16 protein-coding genes and 2 pseudogenes are annotated in these 15,450 nt (G+C 32.2%); 11 read left to right on the top strand and 7 right to left on the bottom strand.

The annotated features are described in order from the left end of the window. Nucleotides 1-15: 15 nt before the first annotated feature. On the top strand, nucleotides 16-1,695 hold the full coding sequence (locus DJ93_RS27655) for a hypothetical protein (protein ID WP_042984637.1): 1,680 nt from the start codon (nucleotides 16-18) through the stop codon (nucleotides 1,693-1,695). Here DJ93_RS27655 and DJ93_RS27650 read toward each other — a convergent pair. Further along, nucleotides 1,692-2,219, bottom strand: a complete 528-nt coding sequence (locus tag DJ93_RS27650; protein WP_042984636.1) for a hypothetical protein — start codon at nucleotides 2,217-2,219, stop codon at nucleotides 1,692-1,694. The two genes, DJ93_RS27655 and DJ93_RS27650, sit on opposite strands and share 4 nt — an antisense overlap. 194 nt (nucleotides 2,220-2,413) lie before the next feature. On the opposite strand from DJ93_RS27650, the pseudogene DJ93_RS32615 reads away from it, so the two are divergent. The 3 genes and pseudogenes from DJ93_RS32615 to DJ93_RS27635 all read left to right on the top strand — a co-directional run. Further along, nucleotides 2,414-2,503: pseudogene (locus tag DJ93_RS32615) on the top strand (helix-turn-helix domain-containing protein); the annotation flags it as partial. Nucleotides 2,504-2,798: 295 nt separating this feature from the next. Then, a complete protein-coding gene (locus DJ93_RS33460; protein ID WP_152569965.1) occupies nucleotides 2,799-3,017 on the top strand; it encodes a hypothetical protein in 219 nt (72 codons plus the stop codon). A gap of 327 nt (nucleotides 3,018-3,344) precedes the next feature. Further along, a complete protein-coding gene (locus DJ93_RS27635; RefSeq protein WP_042984634.1) occupies nucleotides 3,345-3,953 on the top strand; it encodes a DUF3967 domain-containing protein in 609 nt (202 codons plus the stop codon). 170 nt (nucleotides 3,954-4,123) lie between these two features. Here the strand turns inward: DJ93_RS27635 and DJ93_RS32610 are convergent, their stop codons facing one another. Further along, the gene (locus DJ93_RS32610) at nucleotides 4,124-4,255 is read right to left on the bottom strand and encodes a Phr family secreted Rap phosphatase inhibitor (protein ID WP_117287943.1); all 132 of its coding nucleotides are present in this window, start codon (nucleotides 4,253-4,255) and stop codon (nucleotides 4,124-4,126) included. Then, nucleotides 4,252-5,346, bottom strand: a complete 1,095-nt coding sequence (locus DJ93_RS27630) for a Rap family tetratricopeptide repeat protein (protein WP_042984633.1) — start codon at nucleotides 5,344-5,346, stop codon at nucleotides 4,252-4,254. The genes DJ93_RS32610 and DJ93_RS27630 overlap by 4 nt, the downstream gene beginning before the upstream one ends. Nucleotides 5,347-5,553: 207 nt before the next feature. Here DJ93_RS27630 and DJ93_RS27625 point away from each other — a divergent pair, with 207 nt between their 5' ends. From DJ93_RS27625 to DJ93_RS34185, 3 genes and pseudogenes are all read left to right on the top strand, one after another. Then, on the top strand, nucleotides 5,554-5,832 hold the full coding sequence (locus DJ93_RS27625) for an AbrB/MazE/SpoVT family DNA-binding domain-containing protein (RefSeq protein WP_042984632.1): 279 nt from the start codon (nucleotides 5,554-5,556) through the stop codon (nucleotides 5,830-5,832). 321 nt (nucleotides 5,833-6,153) lie between these two features. Further along, nucleotides 6,154-7,794, top strand: a pseudogene (locus DJ93_RS27620) (peptide ABC transporter substrate-binding protein). Between the two features lie 325 nt (nucleotides 7,795-8,119). After that, nucleotides 8,120-8,551 carry a hypothetical protein gene (locus DJ93_RS34185; protein ID WP_241484391.1) on the top strand — a complete coding sequence of 144 codons (432 nt, stop codon included), beginning with the start codon at nucleotides 8,120-8,122 and terminating at the stop codon, nucleotides 8,549-8,551. A 276-nt stretch (nucleotides 8,552-8,827) separates the two neighbouring features. Here the strand turns inward: DJ93_RS34185 and DJ93_RS27610 are convergent, their stop codons facing one another. Next, on the bottom strand, nucleotides 8,828-9,535 hold the full coding sequence (locus DJ93_RS27610) for an IS6 family transposase (protein ID WP_042984630.1): 708 nt from the start codon (nucleotides 9,533-9,535) through the stop codon (nucleotides 8,828-8,830). Nucleotides 9,536-9,915: 380 nt separating this feature from the next. Between DJ93_RS27610 and DJ93_RS27605 the strand changes: the two genes are divergently transcribed. The 4 genes from DJ93_RS27605 (at nucleotide 9,916) to DJ93_RS27590 (ending at nucleotide 13,319) form a co-directional block, all read left to right on the top strand. Continuing rightward, on the top strand, nucleotides 9,916-10,398 hold the full coding sequence (locus tag DJ93_RS27605; RefSeq protein WP_042984629.1) for a DUF2975 domain-containing protein: 483 nt from the start codon (nucleotides 9,916-9,918) through the stop codon (nucleotides 10,396-10,398). Nucleotides 10,399-10,409: 11 nt separating this feature from the next. Then, nucleotides 10,410-10,625, top strand: coding sequence for a helix-turn-helix domain-containing protein (locus DJ93_RS27600; RefSeq protein ID WP_017153334.1), 216 nt, complete (start codon nucleotides 10,410-10,412; stop codon nucleotides 10,623-10,625). 47 nt (nucleotides 10,626-10,672) lie between these two features. Beyond that, a complete protein-coding gene (locus DJ93_RS27595) occupies nucleotides 10,673-11,920 on the top strand; it encodes a DUF4153 domain-containing protein (RefSeq protein ID WP_042984626.1) in 1,248 nt (415 codons plus the stop codon). A gap of 694 nt (nucleotides 11,921-12,614) precedes the next feature. Then, nucleotides 12,615-13,319 (top strand): alpha/beta hydrolase, encoded by a 705-nt coding sequence (locus DJ93_RS27590; protein WP_042984623.1) that lies wholly within the window; start codon nucleotides 12,615-12,617, stop codon nucleotides 13,317-13,319. Between the two features lie 100 nt (nucleotides 13,320-13,419). On the opposite strand, the gene DJ93_RS27585 is transcribed toward DJ93_RS27590, so the two are convergent. The 3 genes from DJ93_RS27585 to DJ93_RS27575 form a co-directional block, all read right to left on the bottom strand. Continuing rightward, nucleotides 13,420-14,106: an IS6 family transposase gene (locus tag DJ93_RS27585; protein ID WP_042984610.1), complete on the bottom strand. Its 687-nt coding sequence runs from the start codon at nucleotides 14,104-14,106 to the stop codon at nucleotides 13,420-13,422. A gap of 191 nt (nucleotides 14,107-14,297) precedes the next feature. Next, nucleotides 14,298-14,759, bottom strand: a complete 462-nt coding sequence (locus tag DJ93_RS33455) for a hypothetical protein (protein ID WP_042984620.1) — start codon at nucleotides 14,757-14,759, stop codon at nucleotides 14,298-14,300. A 197-nt stretch (nucleotides 14,760-14,956) separates the two neighbouring features. Next, on the bottom strand, nucleotides 14,957-15,445 hold the full coding sequence (locus DJ93_RS27575) for a hypothetical protein (RefSeq protein WP_042984617.1): 489 nt from the start codon (nucleotides 15,443-15,445) through the stop codon (nucleotides 14,957-14,959). Between the last annotated feature and the right edge of the window lie 5 nt (nucleotides 15,446-15,450).

Raw genomic sequence — 15,450 nt, 5'->3', positions numbered from 1 at the left:
TGGAGTGAGGAAATTTTGAAAAAAATAGTAGTTATCATAGCAAGTATATTTACCCTAGTTATAAGTGGCTGTAACAGTATAGAAAATCCAGTTCCTGCTATCCACACTAAGGATTTATCTAATATACCATTCGAATATGGCTGGTATTATAAAGAAACTTCAAAACAAGCGGGTTTTACAAGCGATCAAGAACCTGATATCTATAATACATACTGGTTTGTTAAAATATATAAACTCTATGATTTAGAAATTCAAAATAAAGAAGAAATTAAAAAATGGTTAAAAGATTATAATATTATACAAAGATTGAATTCTAACAATTCAGATGCATTAAATGATGAACAAATTAATCTGACTTTAGAATATATTAATTTATGCAATGAATTAGACGTTAAAATTAGCAAGTCCACAGAGAAAGAACTTCTCTCTAAATTTAAAAAATTGGAAAACACTGTTCAAACTAAGAATGGAAGTATAAAATTCAATCCCTCTTTAATTAAATTATCTACGATATTAAAGCAAGAAATCCCTAATAAAGAGGGGGTTATTTTCACATTGAAAGAGCTTTTAGAAGAAAATCCTACCTCTAAAATCTATTATACGTATTTACTGATGTTTTTAGATGAAAAAATTGAACAAGATAGCATCAAAAATTTAGAAATAAATTCTAAACTTAATTCTGAAGAGAAAAAATTAAAAATAGAAACCTTAAATGATTTATATTACCTAAAAACCATATATACTTACTATGATATTGACTTTGCCCACAAAATCTCAGAAGAAGATATTACAAATGTGATAACATCATATATTAATAATGACCCTCAACTAAGTGCTCAATTCTTGTATAAAACTTTATTCATTACTTCACTAAAAGCTCCAAATAAACATTTAGATGATTTATTTGAGTATTTAAATTCTACGAGATTGAAAAATGGTTGGATTAATCCTGCAAAATTAATTGACATTAACTCAACTTACTATGGGTTATTAATTGGAAAATATTATTCCACACTTAATAATCTCAACAAACAAAAAATAAATAATTACTTAACCACAACTTTTGAAGAACTAAAGAAAACGTGGGATAAGAATTATGTGTACCTAAATCCACTTCTTGATAGTGTGTTAATTTTAGAAAATAATGATTTTAAAAAGGAATGTCAAATATTTATTACACAAAAAGTAAATGAAGAGGTTCAAAAAACAGATCCTAATTCAAGAATTTTAATGGAATTAATCAAAGCAAGCTTCTCTTTAAATATTCAAAAACAATTTAAAGAGAATTTCTCAAATGATATACAAGAAAAATTGTACAATAATCTACAACAAACAACTACTAATGAACAATCTATATATGAATTTTATCCCGAAATTTTATTAGATGATTTTTTTAATAATGAATCCTCTAAACAAAAACATTTAACGGAGCTAAACCAATATAAAAATAATAAAAGTAATGGATATTCTGATCAGGTCGGACAAATAGATTCTGTTGATGCAACAATAGCTGCATTAACTAGTCTTCAGCATAGTAACCATACAAGTGAAGATACATTAAAATACTTAAAAAAACATTTAACAACTGAAATCGCCCAAACTAACCCCAACTTCATTCAAATTGGAAAAATAATAAGAGGAATTAATCTAATTGAACAAAAAAAAACCAAATTGATTTGGTTTTTTTTGTTTTAATTCATGATATTTTTTTTCTGATAATTCATTTTGAAACCATCACTTTCTTTAACTATATCTAATTCATAATCTATAATCATTTCTACTTTCTTATTAACTTTATTATCTAATCCAAATACTTGAACTGAAACATTATATTTAAAACCATTCTCATATTTTGACACTTTATCTGAATTGAATTTATATCTTAAATCTTCAATTCTTCCTGGTTGAAAATTTTTAATTAGAGTTTGTTCGCCAATTGCTCTATATTCATATGTATATAATTCTGTGGCTAGTTGCTTTATATCATCTTTTTTATTCATTTCAAAAACAGACAACTCTTTAACAATTAAATTTTTACCAATCGCTATTTTTTCTTTTTCTGATAACTCGCTCATATTTTTTGAATTTACCTTCTCTGATATATAAAATTCAATTGATTCCTTAGCTCCTATCGGGTTGTTCTTAAACCACGAATATGTGAAAAAAAATACTATTATACATACCAAAACTAAAGGGATTTTTATTTTTTTTCTTTTCATATAGCCTCCTCCTTTTTTGCAAAATCAAAACACTTAGTATGTTTATTATATCTTAGAAATAAAGTTAAAGTACATGCAATAAACTAAATCTATAGAATTCATGTAATATTCAAATTTCAATTAAGTTTGTTTGTCAGCTCTAGTTACTTATAATTAAAATGAATGTTATTTATAAGTAACTAGAGCTGATAGGGATGTTATTTATGCTAGATGAAATCATGACACCGAGGGAATCGTGTGATTGGTGGAAAGTTACTCCAGATTCTTTACGAATGAAATTGAAACATAGATGGAATTTCCAAGGAGTTCGGTGGAAAAGGTGATGTGAAATTATTAAGTCCAAATGAGATTTTTTATATTGTAAATGGAACTTTTTTCAATAATGGAACTACAACGTTCAATGGCAATGTTTCAATTAATGTTGGTGGTTATGGCAGTGTTAGTATGGGAGCTTCTTATGCAACGAGTACTTACAAATATGCATATGTAGAACAGAGCACATATTTTTGATAAATTTTTTTACTAGTTAAATAAACTTATTTTTTTGGAATTATATGTTAACCTATGATACATACTGATATGCTGGAGGTGGTTCAGATTAATCCTAAAATTATATTAATCATTCAAATTTTAATAGGACTGATAATAATTATCGCGCCAATCATTATCACTGGTAGTATGTATGATGTTACGAAGAGTATGGGTGATCTGCTAGTCGCTGAATTTGTTATAAGAACGCTGTCTCTTGTAACGGGACTTTTAGTCATCAGTAATTCGTTAAAAGGTTATTCTAAGTAATTATCAGTAAGTTATTTTATGAAATACAAAGAAAATAATAAAAAGGGGTCTACTCATATTGAGCAGACCCCTTTTCACTTCACATATTACTTAATAGTTACATGTTCCTCACAAATTCAGCGATTACCACCAATATCAACATGCCCATCTTGTCTATTAAACAATTGATATGGCTCACTTCCATCCACAAAAAAACGATTTTGTTCAATTACAAACCTCCTTGTTCTGACAAAACATAGCAAAGACAGTACGAGCTTCGTCGATTGATTTTTAAAGGGTTTAATGCGTATATAGGGAAAATTTGTACATAGGGAGGGGTGTAGCGCTATGTCAGATACGGAAGTGCTATATACGGCTAATGAGGTATATAATCGATTGAAAGTAAGTGGAAGTACATTAAGAAAGTACACAGATGTATTACAGCGTGAAGGATATGATATTAAGAAAAATAGCAGAGGAAGAAGAGAATATACAGAGTATGACATTATGCTCATTGAAAAGTTAGTGGAACTGAGTAAACATGATGGAATGACTTTGGAGAAAGCGGCGAAGATGATAGTAAAACAATTGGGGCATGTTAGTAAGCCAGAAGAAGCTCAGGAGACAGACTTGATTCCGTATTCTCTTCAGCAAATGTTCCAGGAACATTATAGCGCTATGTGTGAGCAAATAAACAAGGTGCAGCAAGCAAATTTATTAGAAATGGAAAAGAGATTGGATGATCGTATAGATCAAAGGAATAAGTTGATTGAAGCGGATATGAAGGATCGAAAGGAACGAGAAGAAAGGATAGAAAAAAGGTTAGAGCAAAGAGATGAAAACCTGATGAAAATGATTAGAGAAATACAAGAAGTGAAACGGATTGTTATAACGAGTCAGGAAGAAGTGGCGGTAGCAGGGTTGAAAAGAAAATCCTGGTGGAAACTTTGGAAGTAGTAGGGGGCAAAAATTCATTATTTCTTTCTGTTTTATTAAGTTTATGCATAGGGATATTTTTCATTAACAAGAAAAGATAGCATATACAAAATGAAATAAATAAAAAGGGAAGAAATTTCTCTTCCCTTTAAATAAATTATTATCTATTCTTTGTGCATTAAAATAGAATCTTAACCGCCATGATTTCCGTGTGCATATTGGACAACTTCAGCAGCCGTCTGTGTCTCCACAGGGGATTGGGCACCAAACATTAAAGTTAAAACTGTAACTAAACCAATTAAGCTAAATACTGTTTTTTTCATTTTAATGCCTCCTTCTCAAAAGCTTTTTTTCCTGCTTGAGAACTAGAATAAAAATAGTGACTTGCTTTAACATGATTATCTTCTTTGTAGAACGTAGTAGCTAATTGTTCTTCGTAATCCTTAATGTATTCAAATAATTCTTGTTCTGTAAAATATGATATGCTTTCTAGCACTATTTTTTCAAGTGCTTCGGCAGGAAAATTAGCATTAATTGCATCTAAAATTTTAAAGTGATACTTATACTCTTTGTTGTCTAACTCTACGCATAATTTATGACCTTTCGCTATAAGTTCAGTTGCAATGGAGTTATTACCTTGTTTCATATGCTCTCTTGCTTCAATGAAAAGAGCTTTATAATTGTTAGACTGTTTTTGATTCACTTCTGAGAGGTATCTAATAGCTAATGGAGAAAGATTTTGAGTAGCATACATTAATCCTAAGTTTTGTCGCACCATTAGAATAAATTGTTCTTCATTTATTTTTTGGAACATATCCATAGCCTTAGTAAAATACTCTTCAGCTAGTTCCCATTCTCTCAAATGCGTACAAGCTAAACCTATGAGATTATCACAAAAAGCTACATTGATCTCGTAACCAGTATGTTGAGCGAAAATCTTTCTTGCTTCTGTAACTTTTTTATAGGATAAAAGACCTTGGTAAATATCATAAAGAAAAGCTCCAACTTTATATTGGAATTCCGCTTTTTCTAATTCATCAGGAATACAATCTAGGAATGATTCGGCTTTTTCATAATTCTCTTTTGCTACATTATATTCGCCAATAGTAGAGGCATGAATGCCTTTAAAGAAATGATAATAATAAGCTAGGAAGTCATCTGTAGGCGTATCAAAAGATTCAACTTTGTCGAAACTATTTTTTGAAACACTTAAATTATCAATAATAAATTGATATCTAAAGTCTAAAAGTGAATAGTAAAGTAATAAATTTTGATCTTCTTCAATGCTATGAATTTTAGAATCAATGGTTTCTTTTAAACACAGTGCATTTCTTATACGCCTTGAACGAATTTCAATGTACCACTCATTTAAAAGTTTTGTGATTTCTTTGTTCCCCTTTAAATGAATACTCATAATTTTATCTTCATCCTCTCTATATAGTATATCTTAATACGTATCATACCAAAGTTAGGTGAAACTAAATCCATGATATACCATTTCTCAATAAAAGTCAGAAAAATCCGTAAAATAAAGGTGGAAATACATAATATTTCTAATATATGATAGGAAAATGGTAAAATAATAAACATACATTTTAACAGGAAACGGAGATGTCACTTAATGAGAGCAACTGGAATTGTGAGGCAGGTAGATAATTTAGGACGTATTGTTTTACCTATGGAACTAAGAAAGAGTTTAGGACTTCGTGATAAAGCGCCTTTGGAAATATTTGTGGAGCAGGACAGTGTTGTGTTAAAGCCATATAAAGTAAAAGATTCTTGTTTGATAACGGGAGATATATCTGAAAAGAATTTTAAAATTGCTGATAGTAAAATCACATTAAGTCCTGAAGGTGCTAAGGTTTTATTGAAAGAAATAGAGAAATATCTAATAAAATAGTTAAAGAGTTAGTTTAATAAGCTAAAAACCAATCTATATTACTGATTAATAGGTTGGTTTTTGTATTACTCCTTATATAATTTCACATACCTTACTGTAAGGGTTCTGTTGCAAAGCTTCCTAAACGAAGCTACACTTTAGAAAAGGGAAACAAGGAGAATAACTGATGAAATATTTTAAAGGGAAACAATTCAAGAATGATATTATATTTGATTTTAAAAGGTTTATGAGAATATAAATTTTCTCTTCTTCTGAAGGATGCATACTATTAAATGTGTATATTCAGTTATGTGTAACGGTGCATTTTGGGAGGAAAGAACGATGAAGAAAAGAGTTACATCCATTATTGCTTCTGTGTTAGGAGCTAGTCTACTACTTACAGCTTGTAGTGGAGATAAAGAGAAAGAAAGTAAGGCGAAGGCAAATAATGAATTGGCAGCTAAGCAATCCATTCATTTGCCGTATATCGCAGAAATTCCAACGATGGACGTTACAAAAGCAACGGATGGAGAATCTATGGATGTTATGCGTAACGTGTTTGAGGGATTATATACTCTTGGAGAGGGTAATAAACCGATTCCTGGTGTGGCAAAAACATATGATGTGAGTGCAGATAAAAAAACGTACACATTCCATCTTAGAGAGGATGCAAAATGGTCAAATGGAACGCCAGTGACCGCAGAGGATTTTGTGTTTTCTTGGCAACGTGCTGTGAACCCTGAAACCGCAGCGGAATATACATTTCTATTTTTTGATATAAAAAATGCGAAAAAAATTAATAGCAAAGAATTATCTGTAGATGAATTAGGTGTAAAAGCAATTGATAAAAAAACGTTAGAAGTCCATTTGGAGCAGCCAATCCCTTATTTTGTGAGTTTAACCGCATTCCCAACATTTCTACCAATCAATCAAAGGTATTTCGATGAACAAGGAAAACAATATGGTTTAGAAGCAAATCATATCATTTATAATGGTGCGTTTAAGTTAGATAATTGGAAACATGAACAAAGTTTCCAATTGAAAAAGAATCCTACTTATTGGGATGCGAAGGGTGTTAAATTAGACGAAATAAATTTTGATATTGTAAAAGATAAGTCTACCGAAGTGAATTTATATGAAGCGGGACAAATTGACCGTGTTGGATTAACTGGTGAATTTGTAGATAAATATAGAAATAATCCAGACTTTAAGGAACGGTCTGAGGTTACTGTTCAATTTTTACGATTAAATCAAAAGAATGAAGTGTTGAAAAATAAATATTCACGATTGGCAATAAGTGAAGCGATGAATAAAAGAGGGTTTGTAGATACGTTATTAAATAATGGATCTAGTCCAGCTTATGGTTTAATTCCTGATAAATTTGCATTGAGTCCAGACGGAAAGGATTTCCGTAAAGAAAATGGAAATCTAGTACGGGATGATGTGAAAATAGCGCAAGAGAATTGGACAAAAGCAAAGCAGGAATTAGGAAAAGAGCAAGTGACACTTGAATTGTTAACGAGTGATAATACAATAGCGAAGAAAAATGTAGAATACTTAAAAGGTGAATTAGAAAAGAATTTAGAAGGATTAACGGTGAATGTCAAAGCACAGCCACGTCAACAGCAAATAAAGCTACTATTAAGTGCTGATTATGATATGGGTCTAGATGGATGGGGACCTGATATTGCTGATCCAATTACATTTTTAGATTTATTCATAACAGACAGTACATATAACCTTGATAAGTATTCGAATAAGGAATATGATGATCTCATTCATAAAGTGAAAAACGATCTAGTAGTTGACGAAAAAGCACGTTAGGAAGCAATGAAAAAAGCGGAAAAAATCCTGTTAAAAGATGGTGCGGTAGTTCCTTTCTATCAAACGGGACGCTCATACTTACAACGATCGTCTATTAAAGGGTTTGTGACGAATGATTTTGATGGAGAATTTAATTTTAAATGGACTGAAGTTAAATAATGAAATGACATAGCTGTATGATGGTAACTAAAAAGAGCCTCTAAGAAGGCTCTTTTTTTTTAGTTAGTAGTCTATAAAAATATACTAGTCCATAAAGAAAAAACACTCTAGTAATGGTGTCTAGGAAATTATATTAGTTATTTTTCATCATGGTAACCAATAGATTCCACATTTTATTACGGTGCTATCTAATAATTGGTTGGTTATGCAAAATCAAGAGAGAGTAGAAGTATTCAGTGTAAATGATATTGAACTTGTAGAAAGTATATATCTTGTGACAATTGCATCTATATAAGTAGAATAAATTAGAATGCGGATGGGAGAATTGGGTAAAATTTTAGTGCGAGAAGAATATTTAACCTCATTACAAGAAGATTTATTGAGTATAATAGAACAATTTAAAGAATTAGATCAGAGATTACAAAGGGAGCTTCATAATATTCCATGGGAATCAAAAAATCGTGGATATATTATTGAAACATATGTATCTTATCAAAAGCGATTGCAAGAAACGAACGGAAAAATTGAATCGTTAGCAAATTTTGTAGATACTACGAAAAAAGATTTCGTTAAGAAGGACAAAGAATATTCATTTCTAGGTATGACTGGTTTTGATTGGATGGTGCCATTGGATGGACCGGGGAATACATTCGGGACACTTACAGGTGCAGTGGCAGTAGGGAATATAGCTTATAAAGTAAGGAATGGTTATGAGGTAAAAAAGATTTTGATAGAAAAAACAAGCGAGTCCTTGTAAGAGAGAGTTATGATTCTGTTAAGGATAATAAAAAATTTAATGGACGACATAGAGATCATAAGATTTATTATGTGAATGATATCGAAAAAAAATCAAAAATGGAACTGCCACCCCTAAGATAAAAGAAATAGACGCTATGATAAAAAAAGGAAGCGCAGCTAAAATGGCTTTAAAGGATAAGCTTGGATGGGCTAGTGTAGCTATAGACTCATAGGTTCTGGTGCAAAAATCATTTGATAGAGGCATAGAAACCTGCATAGACTGTTCAATGATAGATTATGATGCAATTCCAAATAATTTATGTATGAATCTAACTTCATTTTGGGCAGACTTCACCTGTAAGTGAAGTTGTCCTTTTTTCATCATATGCATGGTTTCAACGCCACTCAATATAGAAGTGGCTGTTTCATATGACTTGAATCCTAACATAGAACGTACACGTTTCTTAATGAAACGGTGATCCTGTTCCACTATATTATTGAGATATTTCACTTGCCTTATTTGTATGCCTTCGGGCATACGTTTCTCTTCTTTTAACTCTTGAATCGCTACGGGATAGGCTGGATTCTTGTCTACTGTGATAACACGAGGTTTACAAATATGAGAAGCAGCCAAGGCTTTCTTAAAAAAGCGCTTGGCTGCTTGTTTATCTCTTGATTTACTTAGATAAAAATCAATAGTATTCCCTTCTGAATCGACTGCGCGATATAAATACATCCATTGCCCTTTTACTTTCGCATACGTTTCATCGACTCTCCAGGAATCATTTGTTGTCTTAAGATGACGTCGTACTCTTTCATCTAATTCAGGTCCATATTGATGCACCCAACGCATAATAGTGGTGTGAGCAATAGACAAACCTCGTTCCTCCATCATTTCCACCAAATCACGAAAACTTAGGTTGTACCATAGGTACCATCTTACCGTTAATAAGATAATATCAGGTTGATAGTGCTTCCATTTGAACAAATTTTCCTTTTTCATACCGATCACACACCTTTTTTAGAGTAATAGTATCAGTATGTTCAAGATTTAGAGATTATTTGCAATTTCCCTGAAGTTTTTGCACCAGAACTCCTTTTTAAGGATACAAAATATTTTAAGGTTTTTTTCGTTCATATGAATGAAAGTTCATTTTATTTTTCTTCTTAAGTTGATGGACATGTATGGTGACCCCATATTTAGCTGTACAAGTTATAAATTTAATAGTTTAAAGTTATAGAGCATTTCTTTGAATGAGGAATGCTTTTTATTTTTGCTTAAAACAAAAACCTACAATAAAAATGTTATTCAAATTAATAAAAATTTATTGTAAAACGATAAAATATATATTAAAATCAGAATGAATAAGTGAGGTGCTTTTTATGGAAAAAGTAACAATGTTGTTTTTAAAAATAGCTGTTATTCTTTTAGGAGTCCCAGTTCTTGCTCTGTGTATCTTTTTGGTGCCTGAGATGGCGAACCTTGCAGCAAAATTGCTTCCAGAGTTTGCTTTTATAAAATATCTCGTTTTCATCGCTTTTGATGCATCGGCGATACCTTTTTACTTTGCTTTGTATCAGGCTTTCAAACTCTTACGCTATATTGACAAAAATAAAGCTTTCTCCGATTTATCTGTAAAAGCTTTAAAGAAAATCAAATACTGTGCCATCACAATCAGTATTTTGCATGTGCTAGTTTGGCCGCTCTTCTATATCTTTGCGGAAGTAGACGACGCACCAAGAGTTATCTTTGTCGGATTGGTTGTTCCTTTTGCTTCGATGGTTATCGCAGTCTTTGCGGCTGTTCTCCAAAAACTTTTACAAGAAGCAATTAATATCAAATCAGAAAATGGTTTAACGGTCTGAGGTGAATAACAATGGCAATTATAATCAATATTGATGTGATGTTAGCAAAAAGGAAAATGAGCGTAACAGAACTTTCGGAGAAGGTTGGAATAACAATGGCGAACCTTTCTATATTGAAAAATGGAAAGGCAAAAGCGATTCGATTATCCACTTTAGAGGCAATTTGTAAGGCTTTAGAATGTCAGCCTGGAGATATTTTAGAATACAAAAGTGACGAAGACAGTTAAACATATTGAGGAGACTTAATATAACAATTATTAGGGGAGGTATAGCTATGGACATTAACAATTTGATTATTGGAAATATTTCTAACCCTCATGAGCTGGAGAGAATGTATAGAAAAGACCCGAAAACTTTTAAAAAGTCATTCTCACACGCATGGGAACAAAATCCTGATTCTCAGGTTCTTGGCGTTTGGTATGAAAGATTGCATTTCAAGGAGACGGCAAATACAGAAAAATCTTCCTTGCTTCAAAAAGGTTTCTTATTCATGGGCATTTTAGCCATTCTGGCCGGGATAAGCACCAGAATCATTTTCCATTTTGTCGAACAGGAAGCAATTGCTCCAATTAACCTGGCTTTTGGTATAATTCCCTTTATTGCTGCCTATTTTGTTTACAATAATACTCCGAAAAAAAGTGTTATTTATTTCCTTGCAGTGTTGTTCCTAATTTCCGGGTTTTATCTTAATATGCTGCCATTAAATTATAAAGACAGTATTATCCTTTCTTATTTACACCTTCCCATATTCTTATGGGTATTGGTAGGTCTTGCATTTACAGGAAATGAATATTCAAAAGGCAGTACAAGATTAGCCTATATTAAATTTAATTTGGAATATTGTATTCTCTACGCCAGCATGGCAGTTAGCGGAATGGTACTAGCAGCATTAACCATGCAGTTATTTAGCTTTGTTGGCTTGGATATAGAAGACTTCTATTTTAGTAATGTCGTTTTATTTGGTGCTGCCGCTCTCGCTATTGTGGCTGCATACCTGGTATCAATGAATCTTAAACTTGCTAAGAATATTACACCATATATAGCTAAAATTTTTAGTCCTCTTGTCCTGGTCACATTGTTGGTCTATCTTATAACGGTTATATGGGTCGGAAAAAATCCATTTTTGGACCGCAATTTCCTGATAGCCTTCAACGGAATACTCCTTGGTGTATTGGCCGTTACCATATTTTCCATTACCGAGAGCGACTCAGACGAGAAAAAGAACATTTCAGATTATATAAATTTTGCCTTAATTGTTCTTGCGCTTATCATTGACAGTGTGGCTTTGTCAGCCATCGTGTTCAGACTTTCTTCTTATGGGATTACGCCTAATAGACTTGCTGTTTTAGGAGTAAACATACTTATCTGGGCAAATCTAATTTGGATTATGCTCTCCTATATGCGTTTTCTACAAAACAAATCCGGACCTTCAACTATCCAAGATGCCGTTACTAAGTATTTGCCGGTCTACGGACTTTGGGCAGCTTTCGTTACATTTACTTTTCCTATAATTTTTAATTAGAAAGGCTCTGTTAATGTAACGAAAAGCTAATCTTCTATAAGGGATACAGCCGAGATACGTGTAAAAATAGGTTATAGTGATACATTTTTTACCAAACTTTGTTTTTCCGTGACATTTGCAACATAAATGTTCCTTGTTGTTACAGTTTAGTCTCTTACAAATGTGGTATAATATGGTTAATTTAGTTTGTAAAAAGGAGAAATGTTTAATGGGAGTTTTTACAGCATTGTTAGCAACTAGCTCTATTTTATTATTAGCTTGGGTTGTAGGTGAAAGAGAAAAACAAAATCAAAAATAATATTATATATTTATGGGTAATTATAATTGTTAAAAAAGCTGGCATTGATCTAGCTTTTTCTTATTTTTTACATTACTCGGGGTTTGTGCAGTAATGGAATAAGAACGGCAATAAGGTATATAGGTGCACTATATCATTCTGGTAAACAATTTTCATTTTTGAACCTATTATCACACACCCTAATCACAAAATTGAAATAAAGTGTTTTCAGTAACTAACCAATGAATGATTAGGTTTAACCCATAATAGACAAAGACAAACTCTTAAATGCAAATAGACGAAACGATATTTATTTATAAGCTCAATAAGCTGTATATGGAAATAAAAGTAAGCCTATAACCTATTTTTACACGTATCTCGGCTGTACCCCTATATGTCTTATTCTATGGAGGAAATATGCTTAAAGATAATTTTCAAATTAATAATATTCCCACGGTTTTATGGGGAGATAAGAGTGAAAAAATTTTTATTGCAGTACATGGAAATATGTCAAATAAGGAAGATGCAGTTATTCAAATATTAGCTGAAGAAGCCAATCAAAAAGGTTATCAAGTATTAAGCTTTGATTTACCCGAGCATGGAGAAAGAAAAAATGATAATACTCCTTGCAATGTACAGTTTTGTGTTAGTGAATTATCTATAATTATGAATTACGCAAAAGAACATTGGAAAGAAGTAAGCGTGTTTGCATGTAGTATGGGAGCTTATTTTAGCCTTTTAGCCTATCAAAATGATGTGTTAGAAAAGGCATTATTTTTATCACCAGTAGTTAATATGGAACGAATTATCGAAAATATGATGAAATGGTTTAATGTAACACCAGAGCTTTTGCAAAAAGAAATGACTATAGAGACACCTATTGGTCAAAAGTTATATTGGGATTATTTATGCTATGTAAAAGAACATCCTATTAATACATGGAATACAGATACATATATTATGTATGGAGCCAAGGATGAACTGTGCGAATTTGAAACTATTAACTATTTTACAAAAAAACATCGTTGTGAATTAGAAGTCATGGAAACAGGTGAACATTACTTTCATACTGAAGAACAGTTAAAGATATTTGAACAGTGGTTACACAAACATATCGATTAACAAATTACAATTTATCTTGAACCTGTTAGAGAAGAATGGTAAAGATTCTGTTGCAAAGTTTGAAAAAAGCATAAACGAGTGGATAAATAAGGAAAACTACTTATGCAGTGGCCATTAATTGTTGTAATTCATTGTACACTGAAAAGGCGAAATCTGTTTGAAGATTTCGCCTCTGTTTATATATAGCCTGAATCGTTTCGATTCCTTTGATTGTACGAGAAGCATGACGAAGAGTGTGAAATCCAGCTGATTTCACAAACCGGCGTTTGACATGTCGATGATCTTGTTCAATGAGATTATTACGATGTTTAATGGTACAGTGTTTGGTATGTGTATAATAATCGGCTTTCTGTAATTTTTTGAATGCACAAAGTAAAGCTGGGGCCTTGTCTGTCGTAAGAACCGATGGTTCTCCAAAATGTTTTACCAGTCTTTTCATAAAGGCATAAGCAGCTTGATGATTACGTGTTTTTCGAAGTTGAAAGTCCAGTGTATGTCCATCACTATCAATGGCACGATATAAATAACACCATTCTCCTTTGACTTTGATATACGTCTCATCCAAATGCCAAGCATGGAGTGCTGATTTGTTTTTCTTCTTCCACATTTGATAGATTAGATTGCCATATTCATGAACCCAACGCATGATTGTTGTTGGATGAACTGACACACCGAGTTCCTTGAGAATCTCAGATACATCACGATAGCTTAAAGAAAAACGACAGTAATAGCCAACGGCTACTAAAATAATGTCTTTCTTGAACTGTTTTCCTTTAAAATATCTCATGTCTCATTCTCCTCAACACATCTTCCCTACAGTTTAGCTTCATTTAAAAAACTTTGCAACGGAACCCAGTATTCCATGATGATTAGGAATTTCCTGCAAAGAAAAAAGCCCCGATTAGGGCTTTTTTTATTTTGTATTAAGCTTTTTAGTCATATCATAAATATTGCTTACTATCTAAACAATTTGTTTACTTATTGAACCGTAGCACTTCCAGCAGGCCACCATTCACCGCTTGTACTATTCAACTGTACATAAGCGTATACTGTTTTTCCTTTTGAAACCTTATTACTAATTTGCCATAATGGAACATCTTGTCTTACTGAATTGCTATATCCATACCCTTTGGCAGGCGCTAATGCTGATGCTAATATGGAGCTTTGACTTGGTCCATATTTTCCAGCAAACTCAGTTGACCATACTACTCTATAATACTTCGGTTGTTCAAATGTACTTTCTAAACCATTAACATAAAATTCTACATTTCCGTTATAAATACGAACAGCCGCTTGAGCAGCGCTCGATCCGAGCTCTCTAGTTTCTGAGATTTTGACTGTTGAAGATTTAATTGTCGTATCCTCAGCAGCGAATACTCCTGCTCCTCCAGATAACACAATCCCTGTCGCTAATGCCCCAACTACTAATTTCTTTAACATAAAAAAGCCCCCTTTAATAGTTTTATAACTTGCTACTTTAGCATACTGTCACTTCTATCGAATGTAAATATATTACATTTTTATAAATATAAAACTATTAATTTCAAATGTTTAGTTAAGATATATCTTCTGATAATAACGATATGTGAGTATTCTTATATCTTGGATATAAATAAAAAAGCCCTACAACTGTAGGACTAAATCGCTTTAGCAATTTCAACTAACAACCTCATAAACAATGGTATCATTTGGACTACAATATAACCGATTCCGGCACGAGATATTAGCGAGAATCCTCGTTCCTGGCTACCAACCATAATAAACAACCCACCGCATAACGCTACAACGGATGCTATAGGATACGAGACCGCTTTAATCAGGAAAATAACTGGCTCAAATGCGTTTACAATACGGTTATAAAGTTGACCATCTATATAGTTCTTTATCTTTCCATCACTTGATTGAACATCTTTAAATACTTCATTCACATCTGGTTCTGACCCTGACGCAAAAGCATGAGGAATATCTATAATTTGACTGAATATAATAGCACTACCGATCACAAGACCAATACGCACCGCCACAGGTGCGTATTTTTTTGCCTTCTTTTTGAACAAGCTCCACTTTTTCTTCGCTCCATAATTTCCGCTCATAAAGTCCTTTATGCTCATCGTCTCAGTTGCCATATGGA

Origin of the sequence: Bacillus clarus (assembly GCF_000746925.1) — a bacterium.
In the GTDB taxonomy this organism is placed as follows: Bacteria; Bacillota; Bacilli; order Bacillales; family Bacillaceae_G; genus Bacillus_A; species Bacillus_A clarus.
The sequence above is the reverse complement of the archived record's forward strand: the minus strand, read 5'-3'. Positions and strand labels throughout refer to the sequence as shown.